23 protein-coding genes are annotated in these 20,208 nt (G+C 68.7%); 6 read left to right on the forward strand and 17 right to left on the reverse strand.

All coding sequences use genetic code 11. The features are described from left to right. The first annotated feature begins 90 nt into the window (after positions 1-90). Positions 91-927 carry a phosphotransferase gene (locus ACZ54P_RS11325; RefSeq protein ID WP_465461383.1) on the forward strand — a complete coding sequence of 279 codons (837 nt, stop codon included), beginning with the start codon at positions 91-93 and terminating at the stop codon, positions 925-927. Between the two features lie 467 nt (positions 928-1,394). Here the strand turns inward: ACZ54P_RS11325 and ACZ54P_RS11330 are convergent, their stop codons facing one another. Next, positions 1,395-2,141 (reverse strand): alpha/beta fold hydrolase, encoded by a 747-nt coding sequence (locus tag ACZ54P_RS11330; RefSeq protein ID WP_465461384.1) that lies wholly within the window; start codon positions 2,139-2,141, stop codon positions 1,395-1,397. 40 nt (positions 2,142-2,181) lie between these two features. Between ACZ54P_RS11330 and ACZ54P_RS11335 the strand changes: the two genes are divergently transcribed. Beyond that, positions 2,182-2,682 (forward strand): GNAT family N-acetyltransferase, encoded by a 501-nt coding sequence (locus tag ACZ54P_RS11335; RefSeq protein ID WP_465461385.1) that lies wholly within the window; start codon positions 2,182-2,184, stop codon positions 2,680-2,682. Positions 2,683-2,759: 77 nt separating this feature from the next. Here ACZ54P_RS11335 and ACZ54P_RS11340 read toward each other — a convergent pair whose 3' ends face one another. Beyond that, positions 2,760-3,047, reverse strand: a complete 288-nt coding sequence (locus ACZ54P_RS11340; RefSeq protein WP_465461386.1) for a hypothetical protein — start codon at positions 3,045-3,047, stop codon at positions 2,760-2,762. 26 nt (positions 3,048-3,073) lie between these two features. Further along, the gene (locus tag ACZ54P_RS11345; RefSeq protein ID WP_465461387.1) at positions 3,074-3,826 is read right to left on the reverse strand and encodes an AraC family transcriptional regulator; all 753 of its coding nucleotides are present in this window, start codon (positions 3,824-3,826) and stop codon (positions 3,074-3,076) included. 51 nt (positions 3,827-3,877) lie between these two features. Between ACZ54P_RS11345 and ACZ54P_RS11350 the strand changes: the two genes are divergently transcribed. Beyond that, positions 3,878-4,441, forward strand: coding sequence for a class I SAM-dependent methyltransferase (locus tag ACZ54P_RS11350; RefSeq protein ID WP_465461461.1), 564 nt, complete (start codon positions 3,878-3,880; stop codon positions 4,439-4,441). Positions 4,442-4,509: 68 nt separating this feature from the next. Here ACZ54P_RS11350 and ACZ54P_RS11355 read toward each other — a convergent pair whose 3' ends face one another. Further along, positions 4,510-5,634, reverse strand: a complete 1,125-nt coding sequence (locus ACZ54P_RS11355; RefSeq protein ID WP_465461388.1) for an alkaline phosphatase family protein — start codon at positions 5,632-5,634, stop codon at positions 4,510-4,512. A 51-nt stretch (positions 5,635-5,685) separates the two neighbouring features. On the opposite strand from ACZ54P_RS11355, the gene ACZ54P_RS11360 reads away from it, so the two are divergent. After that, positions 5,686-5,901, forward strand: a complete 216-nt coding sequence (locus ACZ54P_RS11360; protein WP_465461389.1) for an FmdB family zinc ribbon protein — start codon at positions 5,686-5,688, stop codon at positions 5,899-5,901. 97 nt (positions 5,902-5,998) lie between these two features. After that, positions 5,999-6,952, forward strand: a complete 954-nt coding sequence (locus tag ACZ54P_RS11365; RefSeq protein WP_465461390.1) for a mechanosensitive ion channel family protein — start codon at positions 5,999-6,001, stop codon at positions 6,950-6,952. A 36-nt stretch (positions 6,953-6,988) separates the two neighbouring features. Here ACZ54P_RS11365 and ACZ54P_RS11370 read toward each other — a convergent pair whose 3' ends face one another. Together ACZ54P_RS11370 and ACZ54P_RS11375 are read right to left on the reverse strand one after the other, a co-directional pair. Then, positions 6,989-7,372, reverse strand: coding sequence for a DUF6401 family natural product biosynthesis protein (locus ACZ54P_RS11370; protein ID WP_465461391.1), 384 nt, complete (start codon positions 7,370-7,372; stop codon positions 6,989-6,991). A 57-nt stretch (positions 7,373-7,429) separates the two neighbouring features. After that, complete coding sequence (locus ACZ54P_RS11375; protein WP_465461392.1) at positions 7,430-8,548, reverse strand: trans-sulfuration enzyme family protein; 1,119 nt, start codon at positions 8,546-8,548, stop codon at positions 7,430-7,432. A gap of 59 nt (positions 8,549-8,607) precedes the next feature. Here ACZ54P_RS11375 and ACZ54P_RS11380 point away from each other — a divergent pair, with 59 nt between their 5' ends. Then, the gene (locus tag ACZ54P_RS11380; protein WP_061982398.1) at positions 8,608-9,081 is read left to right on the forward strand and encodes an Lrp/AsnC family transcriptional regulator; all 474 of its coding nucleotides are present in this window, start codon (positions 8,608-8,610) and stop codon (positions 9,079-9,081) included. A gap of 14 nt (positions 9,082-9,095) precedes the next feature. On the opposite strand, the gene ACZ54P_RS11385 is transcribed toward ACZ54P_RS11380, so the two are convergent. From ACZ54P_RS11385 to nucS, 11 genes are all read right to left on the reverse strand, one after another. Further along, a complete protein-coding gene (locus ACZ54P_RS11385; RefSeq protein ID WP_465461393.1) occupies positions 9,096-9,929 on the reverse strand; it encodes a YwqG family protein in 834 nt (277 codons plus the stop codon). A 76-nt stretch (positions 9,930-10,005) separates the two neighbouring features. Further along, positions 10,006-11,781, reverse strand: coding sequence for a 3-hydroxyacyl-CoA dehydrogenase family protein (locus tag ACZ54P_RS11390; RefSeq protein WP_465461394.1), 1,776 nt, complete (start codon positions 11,779-11,781; stop codon positions 10,006-10,008). Positions 11,782-12,052: 271 nt separating this feature from the next. Further along, positions 12,053-12,727 (reverse strand): dihydroxyacetone kinase phosphoryl donor subunit DhaM, encoded by a 675-nt coding sequence (gene dhaM, locus ACZ54P_RS11395; RefSeq protein ID WP_465461395.1) that lies wholly within the window; start codon positions 12,725-12,727, stop codon positions 12,053-12,055. Beyond that, a complete protein-coding gene (gene dhaL / locus ACZ54P_RS11400) occupies positions 12,724-13,365 on the reverse strand; it encodes a dihydroxyacetone kinase subunit DhaL (protein ID WP_465461396.1) in 642 nt (213 codons plus the stop codon). The genes dhaM and dhaL overlap by 4 nt, the downstream gene beginning before the upstream one ends. A 1-nt stretch (position 13,366) precedes the next feature. After that, positions 13,367-14,368: a dihydroxyacetone kinase subunit DhaK gene (dhaK, locus tag ACZ54P_RS11405; RefSeq protein WP_465461397.1), complete on the reverse strand. Its 1,002-nt coding sequence runs from the start codon at positions 14,366-14,368 to the stop codon at positions 13,367-13,369. 68 nt (positions 14,369-14,436) lie between these two features. Next, positions 14,437-15,435, reverse strand: coding sequence for a DUF3558 domain-containing protein (locus ACZ54P_RS11410; protein WP_465461398.1), 999 nt, complete (start codon positions 15,433-15,435; stop codon positions 14,437-14,439). A gap of 47 nt (positions 15,436-15,482) precedes the next feature. Beyond that, on the reverse strand, positions 15,483-15,749 hold the full coding sequence (locus ACZ54P_RS11415) for a hypothetical protein (RefSeq protein WP_465461399.1): 267 nt from the start codon (positions 15,747-15,749) through the stop codon (positions 15,483-15,485). 10 nt (positions 15,750-15,759) lie between these two features. Further along, positions 15,760-17,457 carry a sodium:solute symporter family protein gene (locus ACZ54P_RS11420; RefSeq protein WP_465461462.1) on the reverse strand — a complete coding sequence of 566 codons (1,698 nt, stop codon included), beginning with the start codon at positions 17,455-17,457 and terminating at the stop codon, positions 15,760-15,762. A gap of 215 nt (positions 17,458-17,672) precedes the next feature. Then, positions 17,673-18,449: a hypothetical protein gene (locus ACZ54P_RS11425; protein ID WP_465461400.1), complete on the reverse strand. Its 777-nt coding sequence runs from the start codon at positions 18,447-18,449 to the stop codon at positions 17,673-17,675. 9 nt (positions 18,450-18,458) lie between these two features. Continuing rightward, positions 18,459-18,953 (reverse strand): hypothetical protein, encoded by a 495-nt coding sequence (locus tag ACZ54P_RS11430; RefSeq protein WP_465461401.1) that lies wholly within the window; start codon positions 18,951-18,953, stop codon positions 18,459-18,461. A gap of 568 nt (positions 18,954-19,521) precedes the next feature. Next, positions 19,522-20,181 carry an endonuclease NucS gene (gene nucS, locus ACZ54P_RS11435; protein ID WP_465461402.1) on the reverse strand — a complete coding sequence of 220 codons (660 nt, stop codon included), beginning with the start codon at positions 20,179-20,181 and terminating at the stop codon, positions 19,522-19,524. Positions 20,182-20,208: the final 27 nt, after the last annotated feature.

Here is a 20,208-nt window from a genome sequence, read left to right on the forward strand (position 1 = left end):
CGGCCGGGTTCTCCGACCCATTCCGGCGGCTAAGGGGGATCGTAGCCCTCACTACCGACAGTCGCGCGCACCGGCTGGCAAGATCGCGCCGTGGCCGACGAACACACGCGGGCGGGGGTGGCCGCCGCGATCGCGGTGGGTGACCGATTCGGCCTGCCGACCGGCGATCCCGGCGTCCTGCATTTCAAGTCGAACGTGCTGGTGAGACTGGGTCCGGTGGTGGCGAGGGTGCCGGGCACGACCCGCTTCGCGCGGCCGGATCCGGCGGAGTGGCTGGCGCGGGACGTCGCACTGTCGAAACACCTCACGGAACGTGATGTGCTCGTCGTCTCACCGACCACGGATCCCCCGGCCGGACCCCATTTCGCCAACGGCCTTCCGGTCACTCTCTGGGATTACACGCCCCATGAGCCGGGAGACACCCTGTCGCCACGAGAGGTGGCGATGTCGCTCGCCCGGGTGCACACCGCGCTCGCCGACTACTCCGGTGCGCTGCCCGAACTCGGGCCGGTCCACGACCTCCGGGTCCTGCTCGACCGGCATGGTCACGCGATGGGCGGTGCGGCACCCCGGCTGCGCGAAGAACTCGAACGGGTCGCGGTGGCCCTTCCGACGGACGAACCCCGGCCACTGCACGGCGACGCCCATCGGGGGAACGTGATCGCGACGGCGGCCGGACCGTGCTGGCTCGACTTCGAGGACACCTGGCGCGGACCGCTCGGCTGGGACCTCGCCGTCCTCTACGCGGATCTTGGCGCTTCGGCTCTCTCCGCGTACCCGACCGATGTCGCACCTTCGTCGCTTGAGCCGTTTCTCGCGTTGCGTCGGTTGTTCGAGGTTCCCTGGCGGTTCGTGATCGCCCAGCGCTTCCCCGAGCGGCTGGGTGAGGCAGAGGCAGCTCTAGAGCGCTACTTCCTACGCGATTAGTCCTCTAAATGCGGTAGTTCGCACGACCAACCACCGCACTTAGAGGACTAAACGCGGGGTTAGAGGACCTCCATCAGGAGCTTCGCCGCCACGTCGGCCCCGTCCGTCCGCACCTCACCACCGACCTGACGCGCTCGCTCGGCCACCTCCGGCCGCAGTACCTCGGAGAGCGCGAGGCTCAGCGACTCCGCGCTCAGCTCCCCGGTGATCGAAGTCCCGATCCCGAGATCACGGACGCGCTCGCGGCGCCGATCACCGCCTTTGCGATCTTTTCCGGCGCGCGTTGAGCACCCCGCCCCAGTGAATCCCTTTCCATTCGGCCACCGAATGGGTGGCGATGTTCAAAGCCATTCCGCGACGACGGCGCCACAGCCCTCGGCCGCCTCCGGCAGGGTCTCGAACTGGTTCACCACCATGGCCTCGGCCATCGCACGTCGCCCATCCGGCGAAGGAATGAGGGCTTTCTTTTAAGCGGGGTACCAGCCCAAAATCGCTTCGACGACTCCGGCCGGATCCTCCAGCGGCGTCAGATGTCCCGCCTCCGGCAAGACGACCAGTGTCGCGTTCGGCAGCGTCTCCACCAGGGTGTTCGCCGCGTCCAGCGGGGTCAGGCCGTCCTCTTCGCCGACCACGACCAGCGCCGGCACGTCCGCCGACCGCAGTGCTTCGACCGAATCGGGCCGCGCCGCCATCGCGCGTGCCGCCCACGCGATCCCCGACGGCGGCTGCGCGGCGATCAGTTCACCAAGCCGCGCCGCGACTTCCGGCCGGTCCGCGCGGGTCTTCTCGGCGAGCAGTCCCGGCGTGACCGTTTCGGGCAGCCAGGCAGCACCTTCCGCCTCGACCCGGGCCGCGAGGTCGTGCCGGGCCTGCGCGGCCTCGGGAGTGTCCGCGGTCGCCTTCGTGTCGATGAACACGAGCCCGCCGACACGTTCCGGCGCGGCACGCAGCACCGCCATCGTCAGATAGCCGCCCATCGAGCAGCCGCCGAGCACGACCTTGTCGAGTCCGAGCCGATCGAGCAGCGCCACGACGTCGCGGGCGGCGTCGTCCAGGCTGGGTTCCCGATCGGTCTCCGGCAACGGACTGCGGCCGAGGCCGCGCTGGTCGGGGGTGATCAGTCGGAGGCGCTCCGAGAGCGGCGCGCGCACCGCGTCCCACATGCGGGCGTCGACCGGGAAGGCGTGCAGCAGTACCAGTGGGAGATCCGTCATGGCGATAATTCTGTCGCACCCCGGCGCTACCTTCGGAGGTGTGCTGACAGAGATCAAAACGGAGAGGCTGCTGCTGCGGCGGCTGCGCGAGGCGGACCGCGAGAACATCGTCGCGCTGCAGGCCGATCCGGAGACGAACAAGTTCAACGTCGTGCCGCATACCGTCGAGGGCGCGCGGGAACTGTACGACGCCTGGATGCGGCAATGGGACGAGCACGGGTTCGGGTATCTCGCGGTGTCCGCTTTGGACGATCCGGAGGTGCTCGTCGGCTTCGGCGGCGTCCGGTATCACGAATGGAACGGCGAGCGCGTACTGAACCTCGCGTACCGCTTCTGGCCGTTCGCCTGGGGCAAGGGCTACGCGACGGAGATGGCGGCCGCCGTCGTCGAATGGGCGGAACGCGAGATCCCGGAGGTGCCGGTGATCGCCAACATCATGGTGTCCAACCAGCCGTCGATCCGGGTCGCCGAGCGGCTCGGCTTCAAGGTCCACACGGAGGAGGAATTCGAGGGAGCACCGTCACTGCACTTACGGCGCTGATAGCGGGGCCTTCGGCCGGGGGGGGTCACACGTCTGGTGCTTTCCGAGTACGTCTTCAGCTCCGTCGGCAGGCGGGATCACCAGCGACCAGGGCGGCGCCGGGCCCGCGCGTCCCAGCAGGGCTTGTGCCAATGGCGGCGGTCGGCGACCCCGCCGGTGTCGTCGGCGGGCCAGACGACCAGATGCGGCGTCCTCGGCCGGATCTCGTGGTCGCAGCCGGGGCAGCGGTAGTCCTTGGTGGCTTGCGCGCCGGGCACGGTCCGGACCAGCCACTCGCCGTCCTGGGCCGACTCGGAGCGCGCCCAGCCGGTCGACGCGCCGAGGTCTGGGCGTCCACCGCGATCGGGCCGGTTACGTCGGGGCACGCCGAAACGGTATCCGGAGTTCCGGTTCAGCCGCCGAAGTAGGCGCCCGGCGTCACACCGACAGCCCGTCGGAAGGCGACGACGAACGCGCTCGGCGAGGAGTACCCGATCCGGCGGGAGACCGCGGTCAGTGGCATGCCCTCGGCCAGCAGCGGCAGTGAGGCGCGCAGCCTGGCCTGTACCCGCCAGGCGCCGAACGTCGTCCGGCACTCGGTGAGGAACAGCCGCGCGAGCGTGCGTTCACTCGCGCCCGCGTCGCGGGCGAGCTCCGTCAGGCCGCGCCGGTCGGCCGGATCGGCGATCACCGCCCGCGCGACGGTCAGCGCACGCTCGTCGGACGGCATCGGCACGCTGATCGGCACGACGTCCACCGATTCGAGCAGGTCGAACGCGACGGCTTCGGCCCGGCGGCGCGCGTCGTCGCCGAGGTCGGCCGAACCGAGGTGTTCCAGCAGTTCGCGCAGCAGCGGCCGGACGGCGACGAGGGTCGGCGACGGCCAGCGCACCGGGCACCGCTCCGGCGCGGCGTAGACACCGCGCAACACCGTGCGAGCGGTGGCGCCGGTGCGGTGACGGACTCCGGCCGGGATCCACAACGCCCTGGTCGGCGGCAGGACCCAGTACTGCTCGCCGACGTTCACGCTCAGGATCCCCCGCGCCGCCCAGGCGAGTTGATGGCCGTCGTGCTCGTGCCACGGGAACCAGGTGCCGGCGGGCAGGTCCATCTCGCCCAGCACCATCGCCGTCGGCATCGGTGGCAGAAGTCCGATTCTCGACATCGGTTGGCAGCCTATCGCCTATCGGTCACGGCTAGCTTCGGATTCATGCCGATGAACCTGGTGCACCGCAAACTCTGCAGTTCCGCGTTGTGGGCGAAAGCCGTCGCCGCCGAGATGCCGGGCAACATCGCCGGCTTCGACCTCGGCGATTCGGTACTCGAAATCGGCCCCGGCTACGGCGCGACCACCCGGGCGCTCGCCCGGCTCGTCCCCCGGCTCACCGCCATCGAAATCGACGAGACGTCGGCGGAACTGCTCAAACGGGAGTTCGAGGGCCGCGTGCGGATCGTCCAGGGCGACGGCGCCGCGATGCCCTTCGAGGACGGCGAGTTCTCGGCCGTCGTGTGCTTCACGATGCTGCATCACGTGCCGACGACCGCGGCGCAGGACGCGATCTTCGCCGAAGCGTTCCGTGTCCTTCGCCCCGGCGGCGTCCTGCGTGCGATCGACAGCCTCGCGAACGCGCCGTTCCGGCTACTCCACCTCGGCGACACCATGAACGCGCTCGACCCGGTTTCGATCTGGCCCCGGCTCACCGGCGCCGGCTTCACCGACATCGAGGTCGACCACGTCCCGAAACGGAGCGTGCAGTTCTCCGCCCGGAAGCCGACGTGACGCGTTTCGTCCTCTAAACGCGGTAGTTGCAGGCGCAAGGAACGCATTCAGAGGACGAAACGCGGGGTTCAGCCGCGCGCGAGCACCAGGGGGACGAGCTGTTCGGCCGGGGTCAGCGAGCCGTGCTGACCGACCAAAGAGGACTCGACGGCCTCGGCCAGTTCCCGCACGAGCCCGAAGCGCCCCTTCGACGCGGCGACGACGTCGCCGATCCGCGGCCGGACGCGGTCGGAGACCGGTCCGAACCAGCCCGCCTCGACGGCCTCGTCGCGCGAGAGCACCCACGCCCGGTCGCCGATCACCTCGCGCCAGGCCGCGAGCACGTCGGCCTCGGCGCCCGGTTCGCTGTAGACGTGCCGTGCCCGGACCTCGCCCCCGATGGCCCGGACGCCACCGAGCAGCGCTGGAGTGTCGTCGATGTCGAGCGCGTCCTCGACGGTCACCATGCCGTGATCGGCCACGACCGCGAGGAGCGCGCCGGACGGCAAACCGTCCACGATCGACTCGACCAGCCTGTCGACGTGCCGCAGCTGCATCCGCCACGGCGAAGACCCCGGCCCGTAGACGTGGCCGAGCATGTCGAGTTCGCTGTGATAGCCCCAGCAGAACGCCGGCCGCGTCTGGAGACACCGCAGAACGCACGCGGCCAGGTCGCCGAGCGCGTGGACGCCGACGTACCGGGCTCCGGACTGGGTCGCGCGGGTGAGCGCGGTGTCGGCGAACTTCGCCGAGGAGACCACGCTGGTGGTGATGCCCGCGGCCGCCGCGCGCTCGAACGTCGTCGGCAGGGGCTGTACCTCGCGCGGTGGCAGCTTCCCCCGGAGGTCACCGCCGTCCTCGTGGCTGGTCCAGCGCAACGCGTTCAGGACGCCCGCGCCCGGGACCTCGAAGCTGTAGCCGATCAGCCCGTGCTCCCCCGAAGCCAGCCCGGTGCCGATCGCGCCGAGCCCGGCGGCGGTCGTCGACGGGAAACCGACCCGCAGAGGTGACTTCGCCAGCTGCGTGAGCACGGGCGCGTCGGCCGCGTGCTCGGCGAGCAGTTCCCAGCCGAGACCATCGATGAGCAGGACACACGCGCTGGACGCCTCGGCGAGGCTCAGCGAGTTGGCGAACTCGGCGGCGCCGAGGGCGGAAAGGACGGACGGGACGACTTGGCCGAGGTGCGGCACTTGCGCCGCGACAGGCAGTTCCACCCGGACAGCTTGCCATCCCGGCGGACGAACGGAGATGGGATAATGCCGGGTATGCCGACTTACGCCTACCGCTGCCGCGAATGCGCCGGGACCTTCGAACTGCTGCGGCCGATGAGCGAGTCCGGCGCGCCCGCGCCGTGCCCGGAGGGTCACGAGGACACCGTCAAACTGCTGACGACCGTCGCGCTGACCGGATCGGCGTCCGGTCCGGCTCCTGTTCCCGCAGGTGGTGGCGGCGGCTGCTGTGGCGGAGGCTGTTGCGGCTGAACCACCCGAACGGGTGGGTACACGTGTGACGAAGTAATCACCGGGTACTTCCCCTCCACCAGTCTGGAACCTCCAGTGGTGGAAGGGAGCAAGTCCAGTGGCCACATCAGCACTGGCGGCCGTCGATTTCGGTCAAGGCGTGTCCAGCGCCTGGAATTCGGTCGCCACCTTCGTCCCCAAACTGCTCGCGTTCCTGGTCATCCTGTTCATCGGCTGGCTGATCGCCAAGGCGCTCGCCAAAGCCGTGAGCATGGTGCTCGAAAAGGTCGGTTTCAACCGCCTCATCGACCGAGGCGGCTTCAAACAGATGATGGCCCGGAGCCAGTTCGACGCGTCGAACATCATCAGCAAGATCGTCTACTACGCGATCCTGCTGATCGCGCTGCAGTTCGCGTTCGGCGTGTTCGGTCCGAACCCGGTGAGCTCACTGCTCAACGAGATCGTCGCCTGGCTGCCGCGCGCCATCGTCGCGATCATCATCGTGGTGATCGCCGGCGCGATCGCCAAGGCGGTCAAGGACCTGGTCGGCAACGCGCTGAGCGGCGTTTCCTACGGCAAGGTGCTCGCGACCATCGCCTCGGTGTTCATCTGGGGCCTCGGTGTGATCGCCGCGCTGAACCAGATCGGGGTGGCCACCGCGGTCACGCTGCCGGTGCTGATCACCGTGCTCGCCACGATCGGCGGGATCGCCGTCGTCGGTGTCGGCGGTGGCCTGATCAAGCCGATGCAGCAGCGCTGGGAGAACTGGCTCGGCCGGGCCGAGTCGGAGATCCCCGCCGCGAAGGCGCAGGCCGAGGCCTACCAGCGGGGCCGGGAGGACGCCCGCCGTTCGGGCGACGTGCCGACCGAGCAGACGACCGCCCAGCAGCCGGTGTCCGCCGGGCACCACGCCGCCGCTCCGAGCAGGACGCAGCAGACCGGTGGCGGTATGCAGACCGGCGGCGCGCCGCAGCAGCAGTTCCCCTCGAGCCAGGGTCAGATGCCTCCGCACCAGGATCCCGGCCAGCGGCCCTCCGGTGGGTCAATGCCCCCTCCGCCGGAGTTCCGCTGACCTAGAGACCGGGAATGGATAGGGTGTCCGGCCGCCCTATCCGTTCCCGGTCGGCTGCGGTCGCCGGTCGTCCATCGTGGCGGCCAGCGAGCACACGCCGACCAGCCGAGCGGTCAGCCAGTCGCTGGTGTGCCAGGCCGTCAGATCGGCCGGGGCGCGAAACGTCCAGCCCTTGGTCCTGGCCTCGTCGAGCAGGCCTCGCGTGTACCCCGCGAGAAGCACCACCCCGGCGACAGCCGCCGAACCTTCGACCCCCGCCGCGAGGATGTCCCGCACCGCGGCGGAGTGCTGATCGAAGACGGCCGACAGCCCGGGAAGGGCCGCCGCCGCGGCGAGTCCGGCGACGCCGATCTGCTCGTGGAGCCGCGAAAGCGTGCTACGAGCCGAAGATTCCACCCAGGACGAAACCAGATCTTTCACCCGACCAGGTTAGCCACGCGGGACGATTTGTCGACATCCTCGTGATGACGATCTCGCTCAGCAGGCTTTCAGCGCCTGGTCGAGGTCGTGCCACAGGTCCTCGACGTCCTCCAGCCCCACCGACATCCGGATGAGCCGATCGGTGACGCCCGCGCCGCGCCGGTCGTCCGCGGCGACGATCCGGTGGCTGATCGACGCGGGATGCTGGATGAGCGAATCCACGCTGCCGAGACTGACGGCCGGGGTGATCAACCGGACAGCGCCGATGAGCGCGTGCGGATCGCCGTCGACCTCGAACGCGATCAGCGGACCGCCAAGGCTCGGGTAGTGCACCGCGCCGACGTTCGCGTGCCCGCGCAGCCGCTCCACGAGTTCGGCGGCCGTCGCGGACGCGGCGTTGACCCGCAGCGGAAGGGTCGAAAGGCCGCGAAGCAGCATGTACCCGGCCAGCGGGTGCAACACGCCGCCGGTGGCGAAGCGGATCTGCCGCAACATCCCGGCGTCTTCGGCGCCGCACGCGATCACGCCACCCATGACGTCGCCGTGGCCGCCGAGGAACTTGGTCGCGCTGTGCAGGACGAACCGAGCGCCGTGCCGCCCCGGGCGCTGGAGCACGGGAGTCGCGAAGGTGTTGTCGACCAGCACTGGAACCTCGCCCGCGGCACGCACGATCTCCGCGACGTCGACCTCGCGCAGGGTCGGGTTCGCGGGTGTTTCGAGCAGCACCAGACCGGTGTCGGGACGCAGCGCCGAAGCGACATCTTCCGGATCTGCCCAGGTCACCTCGGTGCCGAGCAGACCGGACGTGAGCATGTGATCGGTACAGCCGTAGACCGGGCGGACGGCGACGATGTGCCGCTTCCCCCGCGCGACGGCCGCGAGCAGCGAAGCCGACACCGCGGCCATGCCGGTGGCGAACGCGACGGCGTCGTCGAAACCTTCGAGTTCGGCCAAGGCCTTCTCGAACCGTTCGACGGTCGGGTTGCTGAGCCGCCCGTAGACCGGCGGGCCAGACAGAGCGCCCGTGGAGGCGAACTCGTCGATGCGGCCTGCCTCTTCGACGCTGTCGCGCGACGGGTAGGTCGTGGACAGATCGAGCGGGGCGGCGTGGACGCCGAGGTCCGTGAGATCGTCACGGCCGGCGTGGACGGCTCGGGTGCGCAGCGTTGCGGTCATACTCCAGATGGTGCGGTTTTATCCGGATCAGAAGCAATATCTTCGGATATCATTCGCCGATGTCGGATTCTGTCGAACTGAGCACGGTAGACCTGCGGATTCTGCGGCTGTTGCAGAACGACGCCCGGATCTCGAACAAGGATCTGGCCGCCGCGGTCGGCATCGCGCCCTCGACCTGTCTCGACCGCGTCAACCGGCTTCGCGAGACCGGGGTGATCATCGGCCAGCGCGCCGAGGTGGACGCCGCCAAACTCGGCCGGCCGCTCGAAGCGCTCCTGTTCGTCCAGGTCCGCCCGCACCGGCGGGCACTGGTGGACTCGTTCGTCGAGCATCTGCTCGCCCTGCCCGAGGTCCGCGCCGTCTACCACCTGACCGGACCGGACGACTTCCTCGCGCACGTCGCCACCGCTTCCGCGACCGAACTGCAGCGACTGGTGCTCGACGAGCTGACCGCCCGCGACGAAGTCGCCCGGGTGCACACGAACCTGGTCTTCCAGCACTGGAGCGGGGGACCTTTGCTCCCGCCCGGCTGAGCGGACCGCGGAGGTCAGTCGATGCGGACCTTGAACGGATGCGTGACGTCGGCCGGGCAGGTGAAGACGTTCAGCGCCCCCCGCGCGCCGAACGACCAGCCTGCCGGTCCGTCCTCGGCGACCTCGCAGCCGCAGCCGACCTCGTGTTCCTCCGTGGCCAGCGCGATCGTCTGCCGCAGGTCCGCGCCGCACTCGCGGCAGCCCAGGTCGGCGCGATCGGTCGCGGACCAGGCCGTCCAGCCGCCGATCTTCGAGTACTGCCCCAGCTCCGGCCAGCCGTCCGGGTCGTCGCCCGCGCCTTCGGGGATGCCGAGCGCGGCACGGGTCTCCGCCGGGAAGTCGCAGAGCCGGGGCAGCTCGTCGATCGAGCACGGCTCGAACACACAGGGCTGTGGCAGGAATTCGGCCTCGGCGCCTCCGGGGGTCGGTGGCGGATCCGCGATGTCCCCCACCTCGCCGGAATCGCGCCAGACCAGCCGGACCGCGGGCCCGTGGTGGTACGGACTGTCGTGTTCCAGCGGGCAGAACAGGATCTGCAGGACGTCGGCACCCTCCGGGAAGTGCAGCTCCGGGAAGTCGTCGCGGAAGAGCTGCGCCGCGCTGACCATCACCGGGACCGGGCCGTCGAGCGGATGCCCGCCCTTCCAGGCGTCGTCGGACGCGTCCGGATCGGGCGGCCAGGTCACCGGGCACTCCGGCCACGGCTCGTCCGACGGCCAGAGCAACGGGCCGCCGAGGTGGCTCTCGTCCGGACCGGGCTCACCCGGCGCGGGGTGCAGGCGGATCGCGGTCCGGACCAGGTCGTTCAGGCCGGGGATGGGCATCCCGTCGTAAGTCAGCTGACGCACCCCGGGGAGCTTAGAGGTCCGGCACTCCTCGTGAGTGGTAATGACGGTTCTAACCGTCATCACCACTCACGAGGATCTACCTGGCCGAGTAGTCCTTGAAACCCTTCCCCGTCTTACGGCCGAGCCGCCCCGCGGTCACGAGGTGCTCCAGCAGCGGCGCGGGCGCGAAGCCCTCTTCCCGGAACTCGTTGAACAGGGTCCGCTGGATCGCCAGCGAAACGTCCAGTCCGACGACGTCGAGCAGCTCGAACGGGCCCATCGGCAGCCCGCAGCCCACCTTCATCGCGGTGTCGATGTCGTCGGCCACGGCGTAATGCGCCTCGAGCATCTTCACCGCGTCGTTGAGGTACGGGAACAGCAGCGCGTTGACGATGAAACCGGCCCGGTCGCCGCAGTGCACGGGGTGTTTGCCCACCGCCGCGCAAACGGCGTCCACGGTCGCGACGACGTCCGGCGCGGTGGCGATCGTCGAGACGACCTCGACGAGTTTCATCACCGGGGCCGGGTTGAAGAAGTGCACGCCGACCACGTCCGAGGGCCGCGAGGTGGCGGCTGCGCATTCGATCACGGGCAACGACGACGTGGTCGTCGCCAAAACCGCGCCCGGCTTCACGACGTCGTCGAGCGCGGCGAAGACGGCCTGCTTGACGGCCAGATCCTCGGCCACCGCCTCGACGACGAGGTCGACGTCGGCCAATTCGTCGAAGTCCACCGCGGGCGAGATCCGGCCGAGCGCGGCGGCGGCGTCCTTTTCGGACAGTTTGCCCTTGACGACGGCCTTGTCCAGAGACTTCTTCACCCGCGCGACCGACGCCGCGGCCTTCTCCGCGCTTCGCGCCCGCAGGATGACGTCGTAACCGCGTTTCGCGAACACCTCGACGATGCCTGTCGCCATCGTCCCGGTTCCGACGACGCCGACCTTGCGCACTTCTCGCGGCGCCACAGTGTCCTTTGTGGACGTCGGAACCGCGTCGGTCACCGTCGGCGAATCGGGTTCGTCGTAGGTGTAGAAACCCTGTCCGGTCTTGCGTCCGAGCAGTCCGGCGGTGATCATCTGCTTCAGCAGGGGCGCCGGCGCGTGGAGCCGGTTGCGCGACTGGTGGTACATCGTGTCCAGGATCTCGTACGCGGTGTCCAGCCCGATGAGATCGAGCAAGGCCAAGGGGCCCATGGGATATCCGCAACCGAACCGCATCGCGGCGTCGAGATCCTCACGCGTGGCGTAGCGCTGTTCGCACATCCGCACGGCGTGGTTGAGATACCCGAAGAGCAGGGCGTTCGCGATGAACCCGGCGCGGTCGCCGATCACCACCGGCGTTTTGCCGAGCCGTTCGGCGAACGCGACGACGTCGGTGACGACGTCGGGCTCGGTGACCACGGTGCGGACGATCTCGACCAGTTTGAGGATCGGCGCCGGGTTGAAGAAGTGCATCCCGACGACCTTGCCCGGCCGCGCGGTGTGCACCCCGATCTCGGTGATCGACAGCGAGGAGGTGTTGGACACGAAGATCGTGTCCGGGCCGGTGATCTTGTCCAGCGCCGCGAACACGTCGGTTTTGGCTTCGAGGTTCTCCGGGATCGCCTCGATCACCAAGTCCACATCGGACAGTTCGGCCAGCGACGTCGTGTACCGGACCCGGTCCAGCAGCGCGCTCCGGCCCTCGGCGTCGAGCTTGCCGCCGGACACCGCCCGTTCGGTCGAATGCTCCAGATGGCCCCGGCCCCGGTTCACCCCGTCGTCGTCGATCTCCACCGCGACCACGGACACACCGCTTCGCGCGAGCACCTCGGCGATCCCGGCACCCATGGTGCCGAGACCGATGACTCCCACACTCGAGATTTCCCGCGCCACAACCGGCCTCCGGAGGTTACTCGCTGGTAGTTTCTCCGATCGTGCCATGCCGGGGCGTGGAAAGCAGCGGCTGTCACCCTCCTAATCGAGTAAGTGTCACTCGCGGACGAGGACCAGCGGGGACTTTTCCACCTGCATGCGACGCGGAGGAAGGGGCCTTTCATGGCCGCCCGTGCGAGGAAAGGCTCTTTCCTGGCAAATTTCGCAAGGAAAGAGCCTTTCCTGGCGTCGGGCGGTGAGGCGGAGTCCCCCGCCGCACGAGACCCTCAGCTCACTCGCCGAAGTTCTGGTCGACGAGGTCTTTGACCTTGGTGAGCGCTTCTTCGGCCTGCGCTCCCCGCGCGCGAACCTCGATCCGGTCGCCCTGACGGGCGCCGAGGGCCATCAACGCGAGCACGCTGTTGGCGTCCGCGGTCTCCTCGCCGAGCCGCACGGTGACCTCGGCGTCCAGCCCCGCGATGCTCCGGACCAGGACCGCGGCGGGCCGCGCGTGCAGCCCGACGTCGTTCCGCAGCGTGAGTTCGACACTGCTCTCACCGTCCTGCACGCCACTGTCGAGCGCCAGATCCGGCGGGGCGCCCGCCAACGCGGCGGCTTCGGCGACGGCCTTGCGGTCCGCACCGCCCTGCGCGGCGACAGCGGCGGCGATCGCGCCCTCGACGAGCGGCGCGTCCACGACGACCGCGGCCGAGGGGTCGGCGAGCGATTCGACCGCCAGTTCCGCGGTCATCTGCGCACTGCCGAGGTCGTACAGCAGGACGACACCCGCGCCGGCGTCGGCACGCTGCGTCGCCGCGACGACCTCGTCGTAATCCGTTCCGATCCCGCCTTCGGCCAAACCGCCCGCCGCCGCGATGGTGACGTCCGGTGCCATCTGCGCGGCGAGTTCGGCGAGCCCTTCGGCGAGTTTGGCGCTGTGGGAGACCAACACGATTCCGACGCTCACTTGGCGGCCTCCGCGAACGCGCGCAGCAGCAGCGCCGTCGAACGGGCGCCGGGATCCATGTGCCCCTTCGCGCGCTCGCCGAGGTAGGACGCGCGCCCCTTGCGCGGCACGAGGTCCACAGTGGACTCGGCGCCCTTGTCGGCGGCGTCGGCCGCCGCGGTCAGGATGTCCGCGACAGCCGAATCGACGGCCTCCTCGGCGGCGGACACGGCGGGGATCAGCGCGTCGACCATGGTCGCGTCTCCTCCGACGGCCTTGCCACGCGCCTGCACCCCTTCGAGCGCCGCGCGTAGTGCTTCGACGAGCAGCGGGCCGTCCACTTCGGCCGCGTCGCCCAGTTTGACCGACGCGCGCAGGAAAGCCGTGCCGTACAGCGGGCCCGCGGCCCCGCCGACCTTCGAGATCAACGTCGTGGCAGCGAGTTTCGCGACCGCGGCCGGGGTTTCGGGTGTCGCGGTGTCCAAAGCCGACACGATCGCGGTGAACCCCCGATCCATGTTCTCGCCGTGGTCGGCGTCGCCGATGGCACGGTCGAGGTCGATCAGTTCGACCCGATGCTCGGCGATCACCGCGGCCGCCGCCCGCAAGGCGGCGGCGAGCGTCTCGGCGGTGCAGGACTCACCTTTCGCACCCCTCATCTCAGACTCCCCACCTCAGTGCCGGGGTGTTCACCGGCGCGTCCCACAACTCGGTCAGCTCGTCGTCCAGTTTCAGCAAAGTCAGGCTCATCCCCTGCATCTCGAGACTGGTGATGTACGGCCCCACCAGGCGCCGTTCGACCACGATCCCACGCTCGGCCAGCAGCCGCTCGGCGATCCCGTGCGCCAGATACAGCTCGACCAGCGGGGTGCCGCCCATCGAGTTCGTGAACAGCAGGACCTTGTCGCCCTCGGTGAACGGCAGGTCCGTCACCACCGCTTCGACCATGCGCGCGACAAGTTCGTCGGCCGTCACCACGGCCGTCCGCTCGATACCGGGTTCGCCGTGGATCCCGATGCCGAACTCGATTTCGTCTTCGGCGAGGTCGAAACTGGGGTCGCCCGCGTGCGGCACGGTCGGCGCGGTGAGCGCGACACCGATCGTCCGGACCTGGCCGACCACCTTGCGCGCCAAGGCCTCCACCGCGTCGAGCGAATCTCCGCGTTCGGCGGCGGCGCCGGTGATCTTCTCCAGCAGCACCGTTCCGCCGACACCGCGGCGACCGGCGGTGTAGGTCGAGTCCTTGACCGCGACGTCGTCGTCGATGACCACGCTGCGCACATCCAGCCCCTCGGCGGCGGCGAGTTCCGCGGCGGTCTCGAAGTTGAGCACGTCCCCGGTGTAGTTCTTCACGATCAGCAGGGCGCCCGCGTCCCCGGTGGTGGCCTTGACCGCGGCCTCGACCGCGTCCGGCGTCGGGGAGGTGAACACCGCGCCGGGGACGGCGGCGGTCAGCATGCCCTGCCCGACGAAGCCGCCGTGCAGGGGTTCGTGCCCGGAACCGCCGCCCGAGATCACCGCGACCCTGCTCGCCACGGGTGCGTCCACGCGCACCACGATCGCGGGATCGTCCGCCACGCGCAGGACGTCCGCGTGCGCCGCGGCGAGTCCGCGCAAGGATTCCGCGACCACCGTCTTCGGGTCGTTGATGATCTTCTTCAAGGTGGCCTCCGACACGTCGGCGGGTGGGGTGTCCCCTTCCTACCGCCCGCGGCCGGATGCCGCCAGGGCTAGGGCTTCGGCAGCTTGGAGAGCACCGATTTGGCGACCTTGGCGGCCTTCTCACAGGACGCCGCTTCGTCCTTCTTCTCGTCGTAGTTCTTGTAGATCACGCCGACGATCTCGACGTCTTCGTCGACCCATGCCTTGTGCCGCCACTCGATCTTGCACTCGGCGCTGCTGCCGGTGCCGACCTTCTGGTAGACGGCGACACCGTCGATCTCGACCTTCTTGGTCCCGTCGCGCTCCTCCGGCGGCAGGCCGGTGCGGAAGCCGATGGAGATCCGCGGGTTGGAGCCCGGGGTCCAGTCGCAGCTGTGGAAGCTGGTCAGCGCGGTGGCGCCATGCGGCACGACTTCGCCGAGAACGGCGGGGTCGGCGACCGCGCACGGATCGACGGCGGTCAGCGTGCCCGGGCTGGAGGGGTACTTCGCGGGCGACGAGTGCAGGCTCTTCACGCCCTTCGCGGCCACGGCGCGAGCGGCCGCGCACGGGTCACCCCCGTCGTAGGTGACCGAGAAGCCGACCCCGCGCTCCGGCTTGCGCAGCGTCATGACGCCGACCTCGCAGCTCTTGCCGTCCTTGCTCTTCCGCTCGACCTGTGGAAGGCCCTCGACCGACGTCACCGTCGCGCCTTGGCTGGAGACATAGGTCGACGCGCCGATTTCGACGCTGACCGAGAGCTGCTTGCCCCCGGCGTCGGTCAGCCTCGTCCGGCAGGAGCCGAACGAGGTCGACGACGGCCGCGGGTCCTCCGGGGTGCCGAGACTGCTCAGCACGTCCTTGCTCACCAGCGGGCACGGGTCGATCGTGCGCATCACCGCAGGGGTGACCGCCGGATCGTTGATGTCCCCGCTCGGGACCTCGCCGCCGGAACCGGCTTCGGCGGCGACGGTGGTACGGGCGAAGTTGGACTTGCCGAGGTTCTGACCGCAGGCCGACAGCGCGCCGAGCGCGGCGACCAGGGCCAGCGCGGACGCGATCCGGCGACGTCGAGCGTTGAGCAGCACGACGTGCACGGTAGCCGGACCGCCTCGCCGCTGTCCGGACAACCCGGCTATTCGCCGCCCTCGCCGGTTTCCGGTGTGGGCGGCACCACGATGGGCCGCAGCTTCGCCCACAGCATGAACAGCGCCGCGAACACCAGCATGCCGATGCCGGCCCACAGGTTGATGTTGACGTCGGCGGCCTTGGCGCGCTCCTCGGCGGTGGTGAACCAGATGCCCATGATCGTGAGCACCAGGCCGTAGCCGCCGATGAGCAGGGCGATGATCAGCCGGATGTCGAAGACGCCGGCCTTCTTGGGAGCTTGGGAAGCAGCCATCTCCGGCCTCCTAGAAGATGATGTTGAGCGCGATGGTCAGGATCAGCACGATGCCGGCGAGCAGGCCCGGCTTGCGGTACCAGCCCGCGTCGTCGCCGGTTTCGTCGTGCTTCAGCGACTCCTTCGGGGTGAGGGAGTAGACGAGGCCGACCAACTGGGCCTCCGGCTTCGGCGTGGTCGCGAGCGAGACCCCGACGCTGACCGCGATGTCGACGACGAACGCCGTCCCGGCCGCCACGAAGCTGATGCCCTGCCCGGTGAGTCCGAGTACCCCGGCCTGCGACAGCAGCCACACCGTGATCGCGGACGCGGTACCGGACACCAGGCCGACCCAGCCCGCCGTCGGCGTCATCCGCTTCCAGAACATGCCGAGGATGAAGGTGGCGAACAGCGGTGCGTTGAAGAAGGAGAACAGGTCCTGCAGGTAGGTCAGGATGTTCCCGGAGTTCGACGCGATGAACGCCGTCCCGATCGCGAGCACGGTGCCGATGGCGGTGACCATGCGGCCGAGACGGAGGTAGTAGCCGTCCGACTCGTTCTTCTTCACGTACGACTGCCAGATGTCGTAGGTGAACACGGTGTTGAACGAACTCAGGTTCGCGGCCATACCGGCCATGAAGGACGCGAGCAGACCGGCGAGCGCGACCCCGAGCATGCCGTTGGGCAGCAGGTCGCGCATCAGCAGCAGGATCGCGTTGTTCGCGGTGACGCCGCTGGGCGCCTCGCCGCCTTCGAGCAGGATCTGCTTGTCCTGGACGTACTCGGACACGGTGACGGCGGCGATCATGCCGGGGATGATCACGATGAACGGGATCAGCATCTTCGGGAACGCGCCGATGATCGGCGTCCGTCGCGCGGCCGACATGCTCTTCGACGCCATGGCGCGCTGGACCTCGACGAAGTTCGTGGTCCAGTAACCGAAGGACAGCACGAAGCCGAGGCCGAACACGAGGCCGAGGACCGAAAGGAAGCTGTTGCCGAAGCCGGTGAGGTTGTCACCGGGCCACGAGTGCAGCTGCGCCTCGCCGCCGGGGCTCGCGGTGACCTTGTCGACCAGGCCCTGCCAGCCGCCGACCTTCACCAGGCCGACGATGGTCAGCGGCAGCAGCGCCGCGACGATCACGAAGAACTGCAGGACCTCGTTGTAGATCGCGGCGGAAAGGCCGCCGAGCGCGGTGTAGGAGAGCACGACCGCGGCCGCGACGATGATCGACACCCACAGCGGCCAGCCGAGCAGGAGGTTCACCACGCTGGCGAGCAGGAACAGGTTCGCGCCCGCGATGAGGATCTGCGCGCTCGCGAAGCTGATGCCGTTGACCAGGTGCGCGGGTTTGCCGAACCGGCGGAGCATGAACTCCGGGACACTTCGGACCTTCGAGCCGTAATAGAACGGCATCATCACGATGCCGAGGAACAGCATCGCCGGGATCGCGCCGATCCAGAAGTAATGAACGGTCGGCAGACCGTAGAGCACGCCGTTGGCCGACATGCCCATGATCTCGACCGCACCGAGGTTCGCCGAGATGAAGGCGAGGCCGGTGACCCAAGCGGGCAGTGAGCGGCCGGAGAGGAAGAAGTCCAGGCTGCTCGAGACCGACCTCCGCGCCATGTACCCGATGCCGAGTACCAGTGCGAAATAGAAGGCGAGCAGGACGTAGTCGATAGGACTTGCGTCCAGCCGCAGGTTCGCATCGGCCAGCACGTGCAACCGACCCACCTCCATAGTGAAAATGTCCACGAGAAACGCCGGTAACGCGTCAATCGCGGACCATACTGCATGGATTCAGGAACGGCAGCGCGGGTCGGCGAGGTCTGCTCGGACGTGTCCGAACGGGCAGTTTTTGACAATTCCTGTCCTGTCACAGGCGAAAGGGCCGCTCCGGCTTCCGCCTGGAACGGCCCTTCCCCGTGACCGGTGGGGGTTTACCGGTCCGTCGGCAGGCCGACTTCGCCGTCCTCCTTGATCAACCGGGCGAGGACGTCGTCCGGCAGGTACGTGCGATGCGGGTAGCCCGGGCCCCAAGAGTTGAGGAACGGGACCGCGCCGAGTTCGTCGGCGCGCGGGTTGCCCAGCACCTCGTGCACCTCGTCGACGGTCTTCGCCCAGCGGAAGACCTGGATGCCGTTCTTCACGTCGGGCGTGTAGGCGGCCCTCTTGACGTGGTCGTCGTCGGCGTAGCTCTCCGACCACGGGACGTGCCCCAGTTCGACCAGTACCTCGGCCGCCGCGCGGACGGACGTGCCGTTGTTGTCGCCCGGGTTGGTCTCGCCCCATTCGTCGCGCAGCTTCGACTGATCCCACAGCCAGCGGGCGGCGTAGAGCTCATTGTTGAACATCGTCATGCAGCGCGACCAGCCGAATCCGACGCAGGCACCCTCACTGCCCTGGTCGTAGAAGGCGTACTGGGTCTCGCCGTCGGTCGATTCGCCGGGTTCGAGGCAGACGCAGTGCCCGCCGCGGATCCGGGTGAGCGATTTCGCGCCGCCCTTCGCGACGAAGAACTCGCCGGACTTCTCGTCCTTTTCCGGCACGTCGAATTCCTTGTACCAGTTGACACCGATGACGACCGGTGACCGGGTGGGCCGGTCCTCGGTGGCCAGCGCGGTCAGCGGATAGCGCTCGACGTGACGCCAGTCGTCCGGGATGAACCGGCCGAGGCGATCATCCGCCGGTTCGCTGCCGATCGGGCGATAACGCATGGGATCCTCCTATCCCTCATCCCACCGGAATACCGCCGGCGAGTTCACTGCGGCACGATCTTTTTCAGAAACCGGCACCGTCCGCCGGTTCACACTTTCCTCGTCCAAGCGGTAACGATTCCAGTCCGACATCGGGGTTTCGAGCGAACTGATGGCGATCCGCAACGCACTCTTCACCGGTTTGTCCCGGCCGCCGACCGGTTCCCCGGAAAGCTTCACGCCCCAGGTCGGCCAGTGCGCGGGTTTCGAGTCGGTCCGGTCGAAGACGGTGATCGGGAAGTCCGACAGCGGGCCACCGTCGATGGCGAGATCACCGGTGCGCATCCCGTCGTGCAGGGGCAGATCGACGCCGTCGCCGATCTGGCCGGTGACCTTGTCGAGCCGGGACTGGTCCTGGAGCGTCGCGACGATCGCGCCCGCGCTCGCCCCGGCGATCCGGGGGAACGAGTAACCGGCTTCGCGCCACTCCAGCACCAGATCGACGCGCTTCGGAGAATCAGCCATGTCCATCACCCCCGCACCCCGCGGCCACCGAATTTCGGCGGTTCCCCTCGCGGAAATCGAGTGTGACACAGCGCGAGACCGAGGATTCCGGCGTTCACCCGAATGACTCAGAAATAGCTGGTTCTTTTGCGAACCGATTCGAGTTCGTTAATTTCTCGCGCCCTTTCGGGCATTTCGTGGCGTCCGAAAGAATGCAGATACCGATTCAAGGACTCGATTGGATATCGGCCTTTCAACGCCCCGCCGTCATGCCGTCGAGCCCTGGCAACCCAAAGACGGCGTGTCCGTGGCTTGAGGCTGCGGGTGAAGGGTGGGCTGGGCTGGTCGTGAGTGGCGATTCGGGTTCTAACCGTCATTACCACTCACGACCACGCGCTCGGTACCGGTCGCCAGCTACTCCGGCACCACGCGGTGAAGGCACCTGCCTTGCCTAGAAACAGCAAAGAAGCCCTTCGCAGGACAGGTTGAGTACTACACGGTTGACTAACCCCGCAATTAGTCCTCTGGATGCGGTACTTGCGCGTGCAACTACCGCATCCAGAGGACTGAACGCGTGGGTCGGAGGGCGTCAGAAGAGGCGGAACTCGTCCGACTCGATGCCGCGCAGCGCGTCGTAGTCCAGCGTGAGGCACCGGATCCCCCGGTCCTCGGCCAGCACTCGCGCCTGCGGCTTGATGATCTGCGCCGCGAAGACGCCCTGCACCGGCGCCAGCAGCGGGTCGCGGTTGAGCAGCTCGAGGTACCGCGTCAGCTGCTCGACGCCGTCGATCTCACCACGCCGTTTGATCTCCACGGCGACACTGGCACCCGAGGAGTCACGCGCCATGATGTCGACCGGCCCGATCGCGGTCGGGAACTCCCGCCGGACCAGGGTGTAGCCCTCACCGAGGGTCTTGATGTGCTCGGCGAGCAGTTCCTGCAGGTGCGCCTCGACGCCGTCCTTCTGCAGGCCCGGTTCCGCGCCGAGTTCCTGGGCGTGGTCGTGGAAGATCTCGTCGATCGTGATGACGAGCTTCTCCCCCTGCTTGTTCTCGACGATCCACAGCTTGCCGTCCTCGATCAGCCAGCAAGGCGGGCTCATCCAGTTCAGCGGCTTGTAGGCACGGTCGTCCGAGTGCACGGACACCGAACCGTCGGCCTTCACCAGCAGCAGCCGCGTGGCCATCGGCAGATGGGCGGTCAGACGGCCGGCGTAGTCGACCTGGCAACGAGCGATCACTAGGCGCACCCCGCGAGGGTAGGACAAGCGTCGCCA

The organism is Amycolatopsis sp. NPDC034160 (assembly GCF_055575355.1).

Coding starts and splice junctions, on each gene's coding strand:
- ACZ54P_RS11430 (WP_465461401.1), bottom strand. CDS start 18,953: ATGGCTGATTCTCCGAAGCGCGTCGATCTGGTGCTGGAGTGGCGCGAA.
- ACZ54P_RS11360 (WP_465461389.1), top strand. CDS start 5,686: ATGCCGACTTACGCCTACCGCTGCCGCGAATGCGCCGGGACCTTCGAA.
- ACZ54P_RS11415 (WP_465461399.1), bottom strand. CDS start 15,749: ATGGCTGCTTCCCAAGCTCCCAAGAAGGCCGGCGTCTTCGACATCCGG.
- ACZ54P_RS11380 (WP_061982398.1), top strand. CDS start 8,608: ATGTCGGATTCTGTCGAACTGAGCACGGTAGACCTGCGGATTCTGCGG.
- ACZ54P_RS11425 (WP_465461400.1), bottom strand. CDS start 18,449: ATGCGTTATCGCCCGATCGGCAGCGAACCGGCGGATGATCGCCTCGGC.
- ACZ54P_RS11375 (WP_465461392.1), bottom strand. CDS start 8,548: ATGACCGCAACGCTGCGCACCCGAGCCGTCCACGCCGGCCGTGACGAT.
- dhaL (WP_465461396.1), bottom strand. CDS start 13,365: ATGAGGGGTGCGAAAGGTGAGTCCTGCACCGCCGAGACGCTCGCCGCC.
- ACZ54P_RS11330 (WP_465461384.1), bottom strand. CDS start 2,141: ATGACGGATCTCCCACTGGTACTGCTGCACGCCTTCCCGGTCGACGCC.
- ACZ54P_RS11350 (WP_465461461.1), top strand. CDS start 3,878: ATGAACCTGGTGCACCGCAAACTCTGCAGTTCCGCGTTGTGGGCGAAA.
- ACZ54P_RS11345 (WP_465461387.1), bottom strand. CDS start 3,826: ATGTCGAGAATCGGACTTCTGCCACCGATGCCGACGGCGATGGTGCTG.